The following is a 16,875-nucleotide window of genomic DNA, read 5'->3' on the forward strand; positions in this document are numbered from 1 at the left end:
ATGCCCGGGCGGGGGAACCGCCCGGGCATCGTGTCGTGCGTCGATCAGTGGATCAGGAGAAGCGGACCTTCACCGAGGTGCCGTTCTGCTCCAGAACCTTGATTTTGGTGCCGGTGGCCGGGAGCTTGACGCCGTGGTTCGGCAGCTCCGGGTACCAGTACTGCTTGGTGTCGTCGAACAGCGGCTGCGCCGCCTGGCCGCGGATGTACTGCGGCTGGCTGTTGAGGTGCAGCGTGAACGAGTCGGCCTTCTTCAGGCTGAACGGCGCGTCGTAGACCTGGACGCGGGCCCGCCAGGGCTGGCCCGTCAGGTTGTAGATCGGCCGCGGGTGCGCGTCGATGATCATGTTCCGACCCTCACCCGGGTGCGCGAACGTGTCGTTGTCCGCGAACCGGAGGTTCCAGTAGGAGATCAGCAGACCCTCCTGGTACGCGTAGTGGTCCACGTAGTCCGGGCGGGTGTTCGCGTAGCCGAAGAAGTACGGGCCCGTCTTGAGGTACTTGTCGTACGAGACGTACGACCGGTTGCCCGCGATGTAGTAGTTGTCGAACTTACGGGTGTAGGTCTCCTCGACGATGCTGAAGCCGCTGAGGGTCCAGCCGTTCGCACCGGCCTCGGCGCCGTCGGTGAGGAGCGTCTGACCGTCGGCGGTCACGGTGATCGCGTCACCGTAGAAGCCACCCTCGGAGACGCCGCCGTCCGTCTGGTAGCGGAGCCGGAACTGCACGACGTTGCCGGCGACCGCGTCCATCGGGATGTTGATGTCGACCCACTGGCCGTTGCTGGAGCCGTCCAGGGCGTAGCGCCCGGGGGAGATCTCCTTCAGCGGGGCGCCGTTTGCCGTACCGGGCAGCGAGGCCCAGGTCTGGCCACCGTCGGTGGACGCCTCGAAGAACAGGTAGTCGTAGTCCGCCTCGATGCTGTAACGGCCCTTCATCGACAGCGCGGCGCTGGTCTTCCCGGTGAGGTCGACAGTGCGCGTCATCGCGTTGTTCAGGTCGTCGTCGTTGCCCGAGAAGAACTGCTTCGTACCCTCGAACGGCTTGCCGTTCTGGAACGTGTACTCCCGCTGCGGCAGCACCACCACGGCACCCTGGGCCTTGTCGGAGTTGTACTCCTGCGGGCCCAGCTGCATCGTGCGCTGCTGACCGGCCACGACCACCTCGTAGTCGAGCCAGCCGAGCTGGAGCTTGTTCCAGGCGCCCAGGTCGCCACCGCGATCGCCGATGCCGGCGTCGTTCTTGGCGCCGAGCCGGCTCTGGGCCATCAGGGTCCAGTGCTCGTTGTTGTTGTCCCCACCACTGACCACGTTGTAGTCGTCCGGCAGACCGAGGTCGTGGCCGTACTCGTGGTAGAAGACGCTGCGGCCACCGTTTTCCGGCTGGATCGTGTAGTCACCGATCCAGACGCCGGTGTTGCCGATCTGGGTGCCGCCGGCCGGGAAGTTCTCCGGGCCGGTGTTGCCCTGGTCGCTGGCGAAGGCGTACCACCTGTGGCTCCAGATGGCGTCCTCGCCCTGGTACGGGTCACCGTCGGCCTGGTCGCCGCCGGCGTGGACGATCTGGAAGTGGTCGATGTAGCCGTCCGGCTCGTTGAAGTTGCCGTCGCCGTCGAAGTCGTACCGGTCCCACTCGTCCATCGCCTTGACGTCCGCGGCGATCTCCGCGTCGGAGCGGCCCTGCGCCTTCTGGTCGGCGACCCACTGGTTGGCGGCGTCGCGGACCAGAGCCCAGGTGTTGTTGCAGACGTTCGAGGCGCACGGGTAGCCGTCGGAACGACCGTAGCGGGCCTCGTTGTACTTGACCTTCACCCAGTTGGTGACCTCGCCGTCGACGCTGTACCGACCCGAGGACTGGGCCTCGTAGTACTGCTTCACCGACTCGTCACCCGGGTTGGTGCCGAAGTACAGCTGCCGGTAGTGGTCGGCGCTGTAGTCCGCCTGCCACACCGTCGAGTTGTCCACCGCCCGGTTGGGCTGCGGGATCTGGTTGACGCGCGGACCGTCGAACCGGGTCGGGCCCGGGGTGTCCGGGTCGGTGTCCTGGTCCGGGTAGTTCGGGTGCCGCTCGTCACCGAACTCCGCGAGGATGACGAAGATCTTGTCAGTCCGCTCGCGGGAGAGTTCGACGTACTGGTCCTCGGTCGGACCGGTGCCGGTCGCGGTGCTCCGGGCGGCCTTGCCCGCCGCGGCACCGCTGGTAGCCCGCTCGCCGACCTTGACGACCGTGCTGCCGTTGATCTTTCGGGCCTTCGCCCTGCCGGACAGGACCTTGCTGAGGCCCTCCTGACGCAGCGCGCGCCGCTTCTCCTCGAGCGGGTTGGGCAGGTCGTGCTCAGCCTGCGCAGGCTCGGCCACCGACGGAGCGGCGGTAGGCAACGTCGGCGTCGGCGCGGCGCTGGCGGCCGTGCCTGCCATCAGCCCCGTCGCGGTCAGCGAAAGCCCGAGCAGACCCACTGCGACTTTGCGCACGTGGTACCTCCGGTGTGAGGGAACCGGCCCGACTGGGGGTACGGGCCGGCGGAAACGTCCCACGAGTGGGACCAATGGTGAACATAGACACTGCTGAGACCGGTGGGAAGATGCCTGCGTCGATTTGTGGCAACTTTTTGTTCGCGGCGACCTTTGCCGTCACATGATCGATTGTCATCGGGTGGCTGACCTGCGGCGATGCGCGAACCGACAATTACAGTGACAGTCATGGATTAATGCGACGAGGGCGGGCCGGGAGCGCGTTTGTCGCTCCCGGCCCGCCCCCGTCGGTTCGTTCAGCTCCGCGCCGGAACCACGTACACCATTGCGTACGCGTTGTCCCGTGCGGCCCACACGATGCCGATCGAGACGCCGTACTGGACGCGCGAGTCACGCGGGTTGCCGGTGCCGAGCACGATCGCCCCGCCACCCAGCTCCTCGCCGTACCAGTCCTTGGCCGGGCTACCGTCCGGGTTCACCACCCGGGTCGTGTACTGCTGGTTACCCCGCGACGGAACGACCACCGAGGCGTCGTTGTCCCGCGCGTACGCGGCGCCGTCGCGGATCTCGATGCCCGGGTACCAGCCCTTGGAGTCGGTGAAGCCGCGCACCGGCGCCTGCGCGCCGAACTTCGTGCAGTACTCGCTGTACGGCTCGTCCGCCGCCTCCAGGCACTCCTTGAACGGGTACGTCGGCCGGAGCGAGAAGGCCGCGTTCGACGACTGCGGACGGCTGGGCAGGTTGTCCAGCACCGACGGGTCCTTCTCCGCCGCCACACCCTTGCGACGCAGCGGGTCGTGGTGCGAGTCGACGATCAGCAGACCGCCCTTGGCGCCGTAGCTGGGCAGGGCGGTCATCTGCGCGGTGACGTGGTTGACGTCGCCGAGCTGGGTGTCCCGGTACCAGACCAGCATGCCGGGCGCGTTGTAGGAGACCCGGTCGACCTTCCACGCCTCGTGCGAGTAGATGGTGTCGTAGGTGTACTTCAACCCGTTGTCGAAGCCGTCGAAGTTCCGCCACTCGGCCAGGTAGTAGTGCGACTTGACCTGGGTGCCCGAGTCCATGTGCCAACCCGCGCCGCTGGTGTCGGTGAACGTGCCACCGGTCTGGGTCCAGCCCGCCGTGCCGCCCTCGACGTCGTCGCTCCACGTGGTCGCGCCGCCGCCGGTGACCGAGAAGTCGTCGGCGAACCAGCCGCGCTCCTGGAACGCCTCGTCGGTGGCGTACCGCAGCCGCACCTGCACGGTCTGCCCGGCGTACGCCGACAGGTCGACGTAGTCGTGCCGCCAGCCGTCGGTGCTGCCGGTCAGGCCGTACTTCTTGTTGCCGAAGTCGACCATCCGCCCGTTCGGGTCGGCGTAGCCGTCGTCCGTGGAGACCAGGTCACCGGACTCGGCGTACACCTTCCGCTCGGTCCACGTGGCGCCGCCATCGGTGGAGACCTCGACGAAGCCGTAGTCCCAGTCCTCCTCGATGACGTAGTTGTTCCACATCCAGAACTTCGCGTCGGCGGCGTTCGGGACCGTCACCGTGCGGCTCAGCTTGACGTCCGCCCAGCCCTGGTCGGCGCCGGAGTACCACATGTTCGCGCCGCTGTGCGGTTCGGCCAGCGCGATCACCTTGTCCGGCAGGTCGATCTTGATGCCGTCCTCGGTGCCCACCGGCGTACGCGAGGTCTGGCCGAGCTTGACCAGCTTGGACCGGTCGCCCGGCCCGAAGGTCTTCGGCTCGGCCCAGCCCAGCACCCACTTGTCCCAGAGGCCCATGTGGGTGGGCAGCGCCTGGAAGATCTCACCGGAGTGCGAGCCGGACGCCATCAGGTCCCAGAAGTCCACGTCCGAGTCGGCGTTGCCGGAGGTGTCGTAGAGGTCCGGCAGGCCCAGGTCGTGACCGAACTCGTGGGCGAAGACACCGACGCCGGCGTCCTCCGGCTGCACGATGTAGTTCGACACCTTCAGGTTGGTGCCGGGGATGGTGTAGCCGCCGGTCACGGTCGACGAGTGCGCCCAGACCGAGTAGATGCCGACGTCCCCGCCGCCGCGGGACTTGCCCTGGTTGGCGTGCACCAGCACCAGGTGGTCGATCACGCCGTCCGGCTCGTGGTAGTTGCCGTCGCCGTCCCGGTCGCTCTGGTCCTCGATGTCGTAGTCGGCCCACGGGAAGCTCGGGTCCTTGGCGGCCAGCGAGTCGATCGCGTCGGTGGCGAGCCGGCCGGCGCCCTGCGGGTTGTCCGGGTGGCCGTTCATCGACTGCTGCCGCCCGGCGACCCAGTTGCCGTTCTCGTCCTGGAAGCAGCGGGACGCGGCGTACCAGCCCTCCGAGTGCGGCACCGTGATCCACGGGCTGGCCTGGCCGTCCACCGTGTACGCGTTCTTGGACATCTCCAGGTACATGTTGTGCATGGTCCGCCCGGCCAGGTTGACGCCCGGCCTGCCGTCCGGCCCCCGGAGGTCCTTGCGGACCCGCTCGGTGATGCCCGTCTTGCTGTAGAGCATCTTGTCGTAGTGGGCCGGTGAGAAGTCCGGCACCCACATCGAGTTGTTGTCCTTGTGCGGCAGGGTCGCCGGGTTCGGGATCGTGTTGTGCCGCGGACCGTTCTGCACGGTGCCGGGCACGCAGGTGCGGTCCTCGAAGACCGTCTTGGGCACCATCACGCCGGTGAAGTCGTCGTTGGCCTTGTCGTTGAACTCGACGAGCAGCGTGAGCAGCTTGGCGGTCTGGGTCTTCTTGGCCCTCTTGATCTTCCGGGGGCTCTGGCCGGTCCGGATCGACTTGGCCTCCAGCTTGGCCAGTTCCCGGGCGGTGACCGGGTTGCCGCCGGCGAACTTGCGGTCGTAGGCGCGGGCCTCGTCCGCGGGGGAGGAGAAGACCCCGTCCCTGCCCCTGGTCTCCTTGCCGCCGGTGTCCGGCTGCACCTCCGGCTCGGCGTAGTTGATGTAGTGCTCGTCCGCGCCGATGGTGGCGGGCGCGGATCGGGCCGGCTGGGCCGCCGCGCTGCCCGTCACGGTCAGCGACGTGGCCACGAGGGCGATGGCGGGCAGCGCGGCGAGTAGACGTCGACGTGCCCGGGACTGCGAAATGGGGAGCATGCCACTCCGTTTCGTCGGGAATGGTGAGGGACCGGCCGTCTCACTGGCACTCATCGAAATACGCCGGTGCGGCTGAACGTAACCGACGTGCGACGCCATCGACAGTGGTGAGCGTCCCCTCTGCCCGATCAGGTCGGTGCCGGGTCCCCCGATCGACCAGGATCGACCCCCGTGCGCGACGCAGGGGGCGGGCCCCGTTACGGCCCGCCCCCTGCGTCGTTGTCCTCGTCAGTCCTCGTCGGACCGGCCGCCGCTCATCCCCGAGGAGATCAGCTCCATCACCGAGGAGTCCTGGAGCGTGGTCACGTCGCCGAGTGACCGGTTCTCCGCCACGTCCCGCAGCAACCGGCGCATGATCTTGCCGGAGCGGGTCTTCGGCAGCTCCGGGACCAGCATGATCTGCCGCGGCTTCGCGATCGGGCCGAGCGTCTTCGCCACGTGGTTACGCAACTCCGTGATGAGCCGCTCGCCCGCGTCGCCCGAGATCTCCGTGCTGCCCCGCGGGATGGCGAACGCGACGATCGCCTGCCCGGTGGTCGGGTCGGTCGCGCCGACCACCGCCGCCTCCGCCACCGACGGGTGGCTGACCAGCGCCGACTCGACCTCCGTGGTGGAGATGTTGTGCCCGGACACCAGCATCACGTCGTCGACCCGCCCGAGCAGCCAGACGTGCCCGTCGTCGTCCTTCTTCGCGCCGTCACCGGCGAAGTAGACCCACTTGTCGCCGGTGTTCGCGCCGGCCCCGAACCGGGACCAGTACGTCTCGATGAACCGGTTGTCGTCGCCCCAGATCGTGCGGAGCATCGACGGCCACGGCTCGGTCAGCACCAGGTAGCCGCCCCCGCCGTTGGGCACCGACAGGCCCTGGTCGTCGACCACGTCGGCGGCGATCCCCGGCAGCGCGGTCATCGCCGAGCCCGGCTTCGCCTCGGTGACACCGGGCAGCGGCGAGATCATGATGGCCCCGGTCTCGGTCTGCCACCAGGTGTCCACCACCGGCAGCTCACCCCGGCCGACGTACTGCCGGTACCAGATCCACGCCTCCGGGTTGATCGGCTCGCCGACGCTGCCGAGCAGCCGCAGCGACGACAGGTCGTACCCGGCCGGGATGTCCTCGCCCCACTTCATCATGGTGCGGATCAGCGTCGGCGCGGTGTACAGGATGCTCACCCGGTACTTGTCGACGATCTCCCAGAACCGGCCCTTGTGCGGGGTGTCCGGGGTGCCCTCGTACATGACCTGGGTGGCGCCGTTGGAGAGCGGGCCGTAGACGATGTAGGAGTGCCCGGTCACCCAGCCGATGTCCGCCGTGCACCAGTAGACGTCCGTCTCCGGCTTCAGGTCGAACACCGCGTGCGTGGTGTACGACGCCTGGGTCAGGTAGCCACCCGTGGTGTGCAGGATGCCCTTCGGGCGGGCGGTGGTGCCGCTTGTGTAGAGGATGAACAGCGGGTGCTCGGCGTCGAACGGCTGCGCCTCGTGCTGCGGGGACGCCGTCTCCACCGTCTCGTGCCACCAGTGGTCCTTCGCCGACCAGGCGACCTCCGCGCCGGTGCGGCGGACCACGAGCACGTGCTCCACCGACGGGCAGTTCGCCACCGCCTCGTCCACTGTCGGCTTGAGCGCCGACGGCTTGCCCCGCCGGAAACCGCCGTCCGCGGTGATGACCACCTTCGCGCTGGCGTCCTGGATCCGGTTGGTCAGGGCGTCGGCGGAGAAACCACCGAACACCACGCTGTGGGTGGCGCCGATCCGGGCGCAGGCGAGCATCGCCACCGCGGCCTCCGGGATCATCGGCAGGTAGATCGCCACCCGGTCGCCGGCCGTCACGCCCAGCTCGGTCAACGTGTTGGCCGCCTGGCAGGTGAGCCGGTGCAGGTCCGCGTAGCTGACGGTGCGGGTGTCCCCCGGCTCGCCCTCCCAGTGGATCGCCACCCGGTCGCCGAGGCCCGCCTCGACGTGCCGGTCCAGGCAGTTGTACGCCACGTTGAGCCGGCCGCCGGTGAACCACTTCGCGAACGGCGCGCTCGACCAGTCGAGCACCTGCTCCCACGGCTGCGCCCAGGCCAGCCGGCCGGCCTGGCGCTCCCAGAAGGCCAGCCGGTCGCCGGCCGCCTCCTGGTACGCCTCGGCGGTCACGTTGGCGTTCGCGGCGAGTTCGGCCGGCGGCGGGAACTGGCGCGTCTCGTTCAGCAGATTGGCCAATGCCTCGCTCATGCGGTGACTCCTTCGTCGCGTGACCTGCGTCTCCTACTCCGGGGAAGGTTAGTCCCGCACGCATCTCGCCCGCGACCGTCGCTCACCGCCGCGCGCCCAGCGGCCCTCCCCCCGCGCTGAGGTGTAAGGAGGGGCCCCTTATTAACGTTTCCGGTAGAGGAAGGGCCCCTTCTTAACACCCCCGGCATGGGCCGGGGGCGACGGTCGCTAGCGTGACGGGGTGACCACCGATCCGCTCGCCCCGCTGCTCGCGCTCGCCGACGTCGCACCCGCCGTCGACCAGGCCCGCGACCGGGTCGACCAGGCCCACCGGCACCGGGCGCTGCGCCGCCAGGGCGGCCAGGTCGCCGCCGAGGTGAGCCTCCGCTCGGCCGTGGCCAGCGCCGCCCTGGAGGGCCGCGACCACGACCGCGAGGAGGTGCGCGCCGGTACGGTCACCGATCCGGTGCTCCAGGGCGCGCTGCGGGTGGCCGGGGCGCTGCCCGGACTGAGCGACCTCTGGCCGAAGGCGCCCCGGCAGGTGCTCGCCCGGCTGCACGTGCTCGCCGCCCGGGACGTGGTGACCGAGGACGAACTGGGCCGCCCGGTCGCCGACCCGGTGGTGGCGGCCCGCCTCGACGGGCTGGCCGCCCTGATCGCCGGCGGCACGAAGGTGCCACCGCTGGTGCTGGCCGCCGTGGTCCACGGCGAGCTGCTGAACCTGCGCCCGTTCCCCGGCCCGTCGGGTGTGGTGGCCCGGGCCGCCGCCCGACTGGTGTTGATCTCCACCGGGTTCGACCCCCGCGGTCTGGTCGCCGTGGACGTCGGGCACCGCGAGCGGGAACCGGAGTACGTCGGCGCGGCCGGCGCGTTCGCCACCGGCACCCCCGACGGGCTGCGTTCCTGGCTGCGGCACTACATGAGCGCCGTGGAGGTCGGCGCCGACCAGCTCACCGTCATCGGCGACGAGATCCTCGCCGCCGCGTGACCCGCCGCGTGACCCGCCGCGTGACCCGTCGTCAGTCCCGCCGGGTGGCCCGGTTGACCTTGGCTTGCAGCGCCCGGCGGGCGATCGGCCCGAGGTCATCGACGATCTCCATCAGCAGCGCGAGCTGATCGAGCGCGGCCATCGCCTGGTCGGCGCCCGCCCGGTCCACGCCGTCGTAGAGTTCCAGCCCGATGAACGCCGCCGAGACGGCCCGGGCCAGGCCCGGCACGTCGGCGAACTCGGCGAACGGCGACCCGGCCAGCAGCCGGCGCAGCACCACCTCGATCTCGTCGACCCAGAGCTGGAGGGCAGCGGCCGTGGGCGCGGCCATCCGTTGGTCCGCCTGCGCCCCCGCCAGCATCTGGGCCAGGAAGGTGACGTTTCCGAGCTGGCGTTCCTCTTCGTGCAGGGCCCGACCCACCACGAGCAGGTCGCGCAGCGACCCGGCCGAGGCCAACCGCGCCGACCAGTGCGCGACACGCTCGGTGGTGGCCGCCCGGCAGGCCGCCGACAGCAACTCGTCGACCGTACCGAAGTGGTAGAAGACCAGCGCCTGGTTCACCCCGGCGGCGGCGGCGATGGTACGGGCGGAGACGCCGGCGATGCCGTGCTCTCGGATGGCGGCGATGGTGCCGTCCAGGAGACGCTGCTTGGTGTCGGACATGGCTCTTGCCTCTCGCGGGCCGGGTGCGGCGGGGTGATCATCGCATCGGTGACCAGTTGGGCGAACCATGCGACCCCGGGCAGTCGCAGTGTCCAACCGACCACCGCCCAGCCGAGGTGGACGTGTTCGAGGCCGCGGGCGACGGCGGCCACCCCCCGTTCCGTGTGACCGTCGCCGCCCACGTACTCCGCCCGCCACAGCACGCGCTCGTGCTCTCGTGCGGGCCGTATCCGCAGCCCGACCGGATGCCGCCGGGCCAGCATCAGCCAGGTCGCCGCGCAGGGTCCGCAGTCGTCGTCCAGCCAGAGCACCGCGGGTGGGCCGTCGGAGTATGGCCGCCAGCGGGGCCACCAGTCGCGCACCTGCCGCCGGTACGAGCGCCAGGAGTCGCCGTACCGTGTCCGCAGGTCGTGTCGCTCGTGCGGGCCGGCCACCGCGGCTGCGAACGCCCCGGCCGACACGGCCGCGAGGGCCAGGGTGACGCTGCGGGCGAGGGCGGCGGTGAGCAGCAGCAACACCACCGCGACGAGCTGCATCGGGTTGGCCAGGTAGGCGTACGGGCCGGTGGTCACCAGTCGCCTCGGCGGGTCCCACGGGTACGGCGTGCCGCCGCCCCGGGCGACGAACTCGGTGACGGCGGCCAGCGCCGGCGTGGCCACCAGCAGGGCCAGTTGCGCCACCAGCAGCAGCCCTGTGCGGTCCAACCCGGTCAGCCCGGCCCACGAGCCGTCGCCGAGTTCGAATGCCAGGCTGGGCAGGAACCAGAGCAGCAGGGCGGTGAAGACGCCGACCTGGAGCAGCCCCCGGGCGGTCAGGCGCCGGCCGTCCGCGCAGAACCGGCCGAGCAGTTGCGCGGGCAGCGCCACCGCGAGCAGGCCTGCCACCTCGCCGACGAGCCAGTGCGGGCCGAGTCGCACGAGTGGGTGCAGCGCCGGCATCGCCACCGCGTCGACCCACAGCAGCAGACCCAACGCGACCGGCACCGACAGCACTCGGCGCAGCAGCACCGGCAGCGGACCCCAGAGGACGGCCCACCCGATCCACAGGTCCACCGGCAGCCCGCGGTACGCGCCGTCCACAGGCGCGAAGGTGTACCAGCCGGCCAGGCCGGCGACCTCGTGCAGCGCGGCGATACCGATGCCGGCGGTGACGAATGCCAGCAGCCCGGCAGCCCGCACCGCCGGGCCCCGCTCGCGGAACCCGGCGGCGACCACGGCGGCAAGGGGCAGTGCCAGGCTCAGCCAGCGGGCGACCGTCATCTCAACGCCAGCATGTCGAGCAAATGTCCGGCACCGGCGCTGAGCAGCACCTGCTGCACCGGCCCGAAGTACCAGGACGGATCCAGCCCGCGGGTGTAGTCGACCCGGACCCGCACCTCGGTGTGCTCCGGGTCGACGGCCTGCCAGCTCAGCTCTGCGTGCCGCCAGGTGAACCAGCGTCCGGTGATGGAGCTGTCCTCCGCGAACCGGAAGCCGAGCCGGCCGGGTGCGACCTCGTCCACCTCGGCGAGCAGGTGGCCTCCCGGACCGTGCGCGCTGCCGTGGTAGCCGAACATCCACCGGTCGCCGGGATCGAGCCCGTCCCCACTGACCTGGCCCGGCGTGGGCACGCCCAGCAGGCGCAGCGGCACGGACCGGACGGCGGTCGGACGGGGGCCGGCGGCGAGTCGTTCGGCCACCTGGTCGGCGGGGAGGGCGACGACCCGGGTCGCCTCGACGGTCTGCTCCGGGGCCACCCGGGGAGCGAGGCCGCTGCCTTCCAGGCCGGGCAGGAGCAGCAGTGGCACGGCCACGATCACGTACGGCCGGTTGGCCTCGCGCAGGGCACGGATCAGCGCGGTGGTGCCGTGCGCCACCGCGTAGACCAGCGGGGCGGCCAGGATGACGCAGATCGCGCCCTCGTGCAGTGCCACCGCCGCCAGCAACAGGGCGACCGTGGTGGCCGCGAAGACTCTGCCGTGCGCCGTCCGGCTGGGTGTGAGTGCGATGGCGGCGGCCAGCAGCACCGGGAGCGCCACGAAGAGTACGGCGCTGTCGGCGCGGCCCTCGCGGACCACTCCGACGAAGACGACGAGCCCGAAGAGGCCGATCAGGGCGGCCAGGATCAGGTGTGCCCGGGTCCGCTGCGGTGGTGGTTGATCGTCCAGAGACGTCATGCGGATCTCCCCGTATTGAGCGGTCGCTCAAACTGCTGGACGGAGCGTAGAACTATTTGAGCGATTGCTCAAGAGGGTGGCGCCGCGTCGATGCTCACCGGATCAGGAAAGGGCGGGCACGCGCCGCATTCACGGCGACCACGCGACGGCAGGGGCGGGTGCGCCTACGGCACGACCGTGCGCCCGGGCCGGTTCAGGCCGGCGCGGTGGCGCGGGTGCGCCGGTGCCGGCCGTACCAGGCGATGCCGATGGCCACGCCGACACCCACGCCCAGCGCCGCCGCCGCGACCGGCACCGCCGGCCGCTCACGCAGCCGCCGGCCCAGCGGAATCGGATGCCGGAACTCCAGCACCGGCCATCCGTTCTCCACCGCCAGCCGGCGCAGCGTCCGGTCCGGGTTGACCACACTGGGATGCCCCACGCACTCCAGCAGCGGCCGATCGCTGTACGAGTCGGAGTAGGCGTACGAGTCGGTCAGGTCGTAGTCGCGTTCCTGGGCCAGTTCGCTGACGGCCTCGACCTTGCGCGGGCCGGCCGCGTAGAACTCGACCTCGCCGCTGTAACGGCCGTCCACCACCCTCATCCGGGTGGCGATCACGTCGGTGATCCCGAGCAGCTCGCCGATCGGCCGGACCATCTCCTCGCCCGAGGCGGAGACCAGCACGACGTCCCGGCCGGCGGACCGGTGCTCCTCGATGAGGACCGCCGCTTCGGCGTACACGTAGGGGTTGATCAGTTCGTGCAGCGTCTCCGCGACGATCTGGCGGACCTGCTCCACCGGCCAGCCCTTGCAGAGCGTGGCCAGGTAGTCCCGCGTGCGGGTCATGGTCTGCTCGTCGGTGCCGCCCAGTCGGAACATCAACTGCGCGTACGCCGACTTGACCACGTCACGCCGGGTGATCAGTCCGTCCCGGTAGAACGGCCGACCGAACGCCAGGGCGCTCGACTTGGCGATGACGGTCTTGTCGAGATCGAAGAAAGCGGCACTGCGGCCCACGGCGCGAAAGTCTAGCCCGACCGGCGGCTCCAAGGTGACCGCCCGGGTTGCCGGCGACGAGACGTACCCGAGGGAGTGATGCCCGTCACGCTCGACGGGCCGGAAATTAGCTTTGCGTGGAGTGAACACCACTCGACGTATAAGGGTCCGCTGCGGCATGCTTGTCCTCGCGATAGGAGTCGCCTCTCGTCGCCGCTCAGCCCTCGGCGGTTGCACCCCCCGTGACCGCTGAGTCGGTTCGGCTCGACCCCCCCGGAGCCGAACCACACGACGGCCCCCGTCTCCCCCCGACGGGGGTCGTCCCTTTGCGGGATGAGCGTTCCGCCGCAGGTCACAGCTCGTCTCCCTCCCCGTCGAGAAGGCTCCCCGAGGGCGATTCTTTGGCCGGAGGCAGCAGGAAGGCAGCAGAGCCGTTGAACGCCTCCAGGACGCGGGCGGCGTAGTCGGCCGGGGTGTGGGTGTAGCGGTTGAGCGTCGTCGACGCCTGTTCGTGGCCCATGACCCGCTGCACCAGGTTGATCGGCACGCCGTCGGTGACCAGCCAGGTGGCGTAGGCATGCCGCAGATCGTGGAACCGCATTCCGCCGGCTGCCTTGGCCGCGATGCAGGCGACCGCTTCCCGCTCGGTGGTGAACTCGGCGGACCACTCGACGCCTTCCCGGTCTGGCCAGGTGGCGCTGTACCGGTGCGCCCGGTGTTGGCGACTTGGCCGAGCAGCCCGGCGCGGACCAGCGACGGTCGCCACACCCGGCGACGGAAGTTCGAGCGTCGCAGCGGCCGGCCGACCCGGTCGCGGAAGACCAGGGTTCGCGGATCCGGATTGTCGCTGGCGGCGCGCAGCTCGCGAAGCGCCACCAGGAGGAAGTCGGGCAGCGGCACGGTCCGGACCCCGGCGCGACTCTTCGGGTACGGACGCAGCACGATGCCGCCGTGCGTCTCCTCGGCCACCTGGACCACGCGCAGCGATGCCCGGTCGAGGTCGACCGACGACCACGTGAGCCCGGCGCACTCGCCCCAGCGGAGACCGGCCCCAGCGGCAGCGGAGACGATCCCCCGATTCCGAGGTGGGAGCGCCGGAAGCAGCCGACCGAAGAAGTCCTCCCGGCTGATCGTCACCGGCTTGACGTCGCGGGACCGATCACGCGGCAGCTTCACCCCCCCTCAGCGGAGTTGGTGGCGATCAGCCGTGCCTGTACCGCCGTCTTGAGGATCATCGACAGCAGTTGGTAGCACTTGGCCACGGTGGCGGGCGCGAGATCCCGACCGAGACCGGTCACCCACTCCTGCACCGACATGAAGTCGACCTTCCCGAGTGGCCAGTCACCCCACTTCGGCAGGACGTGCGTGCGGAGCATGGAGACAGTCCGCTCAGTCGTACGCGCCTCGACCGCCCGGGTGGCGAGCCACTGCTGAGCGAAATCACCGAAACGGGTACGACCGGCGTGCGGGTTCACATAGGTGCCTCGATTGAGGCTTCCCTCGACCTCGGCGAGGAAGGCATTGGCCTCCCGCTTCGTGCGGAAGCTCTTGGACTTCTGGTCACCGGCAGGGTCACGCCAGCAGGCGCGGAAGGTGCCAGCCGGAGTCTTACGGACGAAGCCCCTCAGCGCCTCCGACCGTGCTCGGTACCGGTGGCGGCGGGTTGCTCGGTGACGCCGTCAAGCCAGGCGTGGAACCGGGCACGGGGGATCAGCCAACGGCCCCCGAGGCGGGTCGCCGGGATGGTGCCGTCGCGGACGAGGGCGTACGTGCTGCCGAGTGAGATGCCGAGGAGCTTGGCGACCTCGCGGACGGTGTAGGTGACCGGTTCGACGACGGTCGCGCCGGTACGAGGGACGAGCCGGAGACCGGGCTGGGGCGGGCGATGGTGTTCATGAACGGTGACTTCCTCAGGTCTGTCGGGTCAGGCGGCGACCGGCACGGTGCCGGCCGGGGTGATGGTGAGTTCGTGGGCGAGTTCTTCGCGGCCGGTGGTTCGTCGCTCGCGGGCGAGGGCGGCGGCGGTGTTGGCGAGCAGCGCGTCACCTGAGGTGTGCCAGCCGACTCCGGCGAAGGTGAGGGTGCCGACGATGAGCGTGGTGTCCTCGACGAGCTGGCCGGTGGGTGGTCCACCGGCGCTGGGGTGCTCGTGGTCCTGGTGCTCGTGGCGCCGGAACGCGACGCGGGTGTCGCGCAGGAGTTGGAAGGTGACGGAGTAGGTGAGAGCCCGCTGTCGGCCTGCGGCAGGGAGGTCTACGAGGAGCTGGGCCTGCGAGTGGCGATCGGCGCTCTCCTGACGGTCGACTGGGCTCCGAGGCCAGACGAGGGGGACAAGATGCTATTTGTCTTCGATGGCGGAACGCTCACGGCTGACCAGCTCGCCTCCGTCGCCTTTCGAGATGGCGAGATCGCAGAGTGGGCCTTCGTGGAAGACCACCAGCTTGACGAGTTGACAATCCCCAGACTCGCGCGACGGCTACGAGCGAGCATGCAGGCCCGGAAGCAGCGCCACACCGCCTACCTCGAAGAGGGCGACCTACCCGCTGCCGGCTGAGACGCGGGTTACCCACGAACGCCGGCACTTCGAAGGAACAGTTCTAACGGGCCGGCTGCCGGCGGCATCTGGTCTCGCATTGAGCTAGACGGGCGTCGCTTGGTCTACCCGGCTACCGTCCCCGATCAACTCCGCCGTATCCGTCTGCGACACCGCGATGCTACCCGACAGTTGCTTGGGAAATCGGGCCGGGCTGTTGGGCATCGCCCTGCCGTCTAAACTCCACCCACTGCCGGCTAACGTCCGCCCAGATCTGTTGCTGATCGGAAAAGAACCGATCTATGCGCTCACGTGTGATCTCGTTCGACGGATTAGCTACGAGGAGGTAGTCAATTTCGTCGCGCAGGCGATTGAGGCGGTAGCGCGTCTCCTCCATTAAAATCCACCGCGATCGCCAGCTATGGAACAATTCGAGTGATCCCAGTAGCGTTACTGCTGCGACCATCGGCAACGCGATCGACGCATTAAACGGGATTTGCGGAATCCCTAGAACCACCGTCGACAAGGCGGTCAAACCGAGCGATAGCCCCTTGGACCACGTTGAACGACGACGAAAACGTGTCTTTCGAGAATCCGCCCATTCCATATCGGCGGAAACAAGCTCTCGAAAGGTGGTAAGAGCCTCCTTTAAGGGTAAGGCCGTCCGGCGGCTGGCTAGGGCTAGGAGTCCTTGCTCGGAAACCACCGTCTTGGAAGCCGCCGTCTGTCCATTGCCAAGCTCGCGTTGCTGGGTCATTCTTCAATTCAGGAGGATGTCAGGCGTTCAGATGGGCTGGCTGCCGGATACCCGACAGTCCAGGAACAGAAGAACCTGCCAGGGTCACGAGGATGAGCGTCCGCTCAAGCCGCTGGATCGCGTCGTGGTGGCGATCGTGTAGTCCCTCCTCAACGACCACGTGTCAACCCGGAACCGGCACAGGTCAGCCGGCTGCGTGTGATCCGGCAGCTGATGTGCGACACATCTTCGCCACGTGATGCGCGACAGCGCGATGAATCTAGGGGCTCATCAGTGCGCCTCGCGACCTGCTGATCTTCCGATGATCGGATGCCCTGCTGGTATCCGAACAGTGGTGCTGGAAGCTTGCCCGGACTACCTTCATCGGCGTGCCCGTTGACGATCTTCCGTTGCCTCCCGCATTTGAAGCGGTCACGGCCTGGGCTGGTACTGGGCGAGTGGTGCGTGCTACCGAGCTGGACGTGGCGACGTGGCGGCTTCCCGAGCCGCAGAAGGCCGCGCTGGTCTCCTCTGGCGTACCGCTGATCGATGACCTCGTCAACGCGGTGTCATTCCGCGCAGAGCCGACGATGTACCGGCTGGCGAACTTCGACGACCTGCACTGGGTGTACGGGGGCGCGCCGGGGACCGGTGAGGTGCAGATATGGTCGTCGGACGGCAGCGCGGGGTTCGTCAACTCAACGATCATCCACTGGCTGTGTTCGCTGCACATGGTTGGTAGCTGGCTGGCCAGCTCAACCGTTATCGACCGCTGGGACGAAGACGGACAGGCCGAAGAGCAAGCGCTCGCGGAGCTCGCCGACCTTTTGGAGCGGATCACGGCCCTTGACCCGCCCGCGTTCGGGGACGGCGGCCATACAACCTACTTCTGGCCCGGAGTGCTCGACCGGTGGCTCTACTGATCGATGCAGACATCGTTTTCCACCGCTATCAGCGCGCGGAGGTGTCGCAGATCAGTTGGCGGACGCGTGTCGCGCATCAGTCGACGGAGGACAAGCCGGCTACCGACCATGCCTGGTCTCGCATGATGGTTGACGGAACGGCGTC

The 16,875-nt window shown here is 69.4% G+C and carries 13 protein-coding genes and 3 pseudogenes; 3 read left to right on the forward strand and 13 right to left on the reverse strand.

Translation table 11 applies throughout. From position 1 onward, the window contains the following. Positions 1 to 52 precede the first annotated feature (52 nt). The 3 genes from ACLQ2X_RS17635 to acs all read right to left on the reverse strand — a co-directional run bounded on the left by ACLQ2X_RS17635 (position 53) and on the right by acs (position 7,776). Entirely contained in the window at positions 53 to 2,455 is a 2,403-nt protein-coding gene (locus ACLQ2X_RS17635) for an immune inhibitor A domain-containing protein (protein WP_425682167.1), read from the reverse strand. A gap of 311 nt (positions 2,456 to 2,766) precedes the next feature. Beyond that, on the reverse strand, positions 2,767 to 5,559 hold the full coding sequence (locus ACLQ2X_RS17640) for an immune inhibitor A domain-containing protein (RefSeq protein WP_425682122.1): 2,793 nt from the start codon (positions 5,557 to 5,559) through the stop codon (positions 2,767 to 2,769). A gap of 228 nt (positions 5,560 to 5,787) precedes the next feature. Further along, on the reverse strand, positions 5,788 to 7,776 hold the full coding sequence (acs, locus tag ACLQ2X_RS17645; RefSeq protein ID WP_425682123.1) for an acetate--CoA ligase: 1,989 nt from the start codon (positions 7,774 to 7,776) through the stop codon (positions 5,788 to 5,790). A 220-nt stretch (positions 7,777 to 7,996) separates the two neighbouring features. Between acs and ACLQ2X_RS17650 the strand changes: the two genes are divergently transcribed. Next, positions 7,997 to 8,743: an oxidoreductase gene (locus ACLQ2X_RS17650; protein ID WP_425682124.1), complete on the forward strand. Its 747-nt coding sequence runs from the start codon at positions 7,997 to 7,999 to the stop codon at positions 8,741 to 8,743. Positions 8,744 to 8,774: 31 nt separating this feature from the next. Here the strand turns inward: ACLQ2X_RS17650 and ACLQ2X_RS17655 are convergent, their stop codons facing one another. The 9 genes and pseudogenes from ACLQ2X_RS17655 to ACLQ2X_RS17695 all read right to left on the reverse strand — a co-directional run. After that, positions 8,775 to 9,407 (reverse strand): TetR/AcrR family transcriptional regulator, encoded by a 633-nt coding sequence (locus ACLQ2X_RS17655; protein WP_425682125.1) that lies wholly within the window; start codon positions 9,405 to 9,407, stop codon positions 8,775 to 8,777. Next, positions 9,302 to 10,666, reverse strand: coding sequence for a methyltransferase family protein (locus ACLQ2X_RS17660; protein WP_425682126.1), 1,365 nt, complete (start codon positions 10,664 to 10,666; stop codon positions 9,302 to 9,304). Before ACLQ2X_RS17660 ends, ACLQ2X_RS17655 begins: the two co-directional genes overlap by 106 nt. Next, positions 10,663 to 11,562: a hypothetical protein gene (locus ACLQ2X_RS17665; RefSeq protein ID WP_425682127.1), complete on the reverse strand. Its 900-nt coding sequence runs from the start codon at positions 11,560 to 11,562 to the stop codon at positions 10,663 to 10,665. The genes ACLQ2X_RS17660 and ACLQ2X_RS17665 overlap by 4 nt, the downstream gene beginning before the upstream one ends. A 193-nt stretch (positions 11,563 to 11,755) precedes the next feature. Continuing rightward, on the reverse strand, positions 11,756 to 12,559 hold the full coding sequence (locus ACLQ2X_RS17670) for an HAD family hydrolase (RefSeq protein ID WP_425682168.1): 804 nt from the start codon (positions 12,557 to 12,559) through the stop codon (positions 11,756 to 11,758). Positions 12,560 to 12,890: 331 nt separating this feature from the next. Then, positions 12,891 to 13,139 carry a tyrosine-type recombinase/integrase gene (locus ACLQ2X_RS17675; protein WP_425682169.1) on the reverse strand — a complete coding sequence of 83 codons (249 nt, stop codon included), beginning with the start codon at positions 13,137 to 13,139 and terminating at the stop codon, positions 12,891 to 12,893. Between the two features lie 224 nt (positions 13,140 to 13,363). After that, positions 13,364 to 13,714: pseudogene (locus tag ACLQ2X_RS17680) on the reverse strand (site-specific integrase); the annotation flags it as partial. Further along, complete coding sequence (locus tag ACLQ2X_RS17685; protein WP_425682128.1) at positions 13,711 to 14,013, reverse strand: phage integrase central domain-containing protein; 303 nt, start codon at positions 14,011 to 14,013, stop codon at positions 13,711 to 13,713. The gene ACLQ2X_RS17685 and the pseudogene ACLQ2X_RS17680, both read right to left, overlap by 4 nt. A 149-nt stretch (positions 14,014 to 14,162) precedes the next feature. Beyond that, a pseudogene (locus ACLQ2X_RS17690) lies at positions 14,163 to 14,348 on the reverse strand (helix-turn-helix domain-containing protein); the annotation flags it as partial. Between the two features lie 114 nt (positions 14,349 to 14,462). After that, positions 14,463 to 14,756: pseudogene (locus ACLQ2X_RS17695) on the reverse strand (replication initiator); the annotation flags it as partial. A 57-nt stretch (positions 14,757 to 14,813) separates the two neighbouring features. Between ACLQ2X_RS17695 and ACLQ2X_RS17700 the strand changes: the two are divergent. Beyond that, complete coding sequence (locus ACLQ2X_RS17700; protein WP_425682170.1) at positions 14,814 to 15,092, forward strand: hypothetical protein; 279 nt, start codon at positions 14,814 to 14,816, stop codon at positions 15,090 to 15,092. A 160-nt stretch (positions 15,093 to 15,252) separates the two neighbouring features. Here the strand turns inward: ACLQ2X_RS17700 and ACLQ2X_RS17705 are convergent, their stop codons facing one another. After that, positions 15,253 to 15,828 (reverse strand): SLATT domain-containing protein, encoded by a 576-nt coding sequence (locus tag ACLQ2X_RS17705; protein WP_425682129.1) that lies wholly within the window; start codon positions 15,826 to 15,828, stop codon positions 15,253 to 15,255. Between the two features lie 368 nt (positions 15,829 to 16,196). On the opposite strand from ACLQ2X_RS17705, the gene ACLQ2X_RS17710 reads away from it, so the two are divergent. Beyond that, complete coding sequence (locus tag ACLQ2X_RS17710) at positions 16,197 to 16,730, forward strand: SUKH-4 family immunity protein (protein WP_425682130.1); 534 nt, start codon at positions 16,197 to 16,199, stop codon at positions 16,728 to 16,730. The last annotated feature ends 145 nt before the right edge of the window (positions 16,731 to 16,875 follow it).

The sequence above is a fragment of the Micromonospora sp. DT31 genome (genome assembly GCF_049841795.1).
In the GTDB taxonomy this organism is placed as follows: domain Bacteria; phylum Actinomycetota; class Actinomycetes; order Mycobacteriales; family Micromonosporaceae; genus Micromonospora.

Bases quoted from the DNA above. Each gene is read 5' to 3' on its own strand.
- ACLQ2X_RS17640 (WP_425682122.1), bottom strand. From the start codon at position 5,559: ATGCTCCCCATTTCGCAGTCCCGGGCACGTCGACGTCTACTCGCCGCG.
- acs (WP_425682123.1), bottom strand. From the start codon at position 7,776: ATGAGCGAGGCATTGGCCAATCTGCTGAACGAGACGCGCCAGTTCCCG.
- ACLQ2X_RS17655 (WP_425682125.1), bottom strand. From the start codon at position 9,407: ATGTCCGACACCAAGCAGCGTCTCCTGGACGGCACCATCGCCGCCATC.
- ACLQ2X_RS17660 (WP_425682126.1), bottom strand. From the start codon at position 10,666: ATGACGGTCGCCCGCTGGCTGAGCCTGGCACTGCCCCTTGCCGCCGTG.
- ACLQ2X_RS17665 (WP_425682127.1), bottom strand. From the start codon at position 11,562: ATGACGTCTCTGGACGATCAACCACCACCGCAGCGGACCCGGGCACAC.
- ACLQ2X_RS17675 (WP_425682169.1), bottom strand. From the start codon at position 13,139: ATGCGGTTCCACGATCTGCGGCATGCCTACGCCACCTGGCTGGTCACC.
- ACLQ2X_RS17705 (WP_425682129.1), bottom strand. From the start codon at position 15,828: ATGACCCAGCAACGCGAGCTTGGCAATGGACAGACGGCGGCTTCCAAG.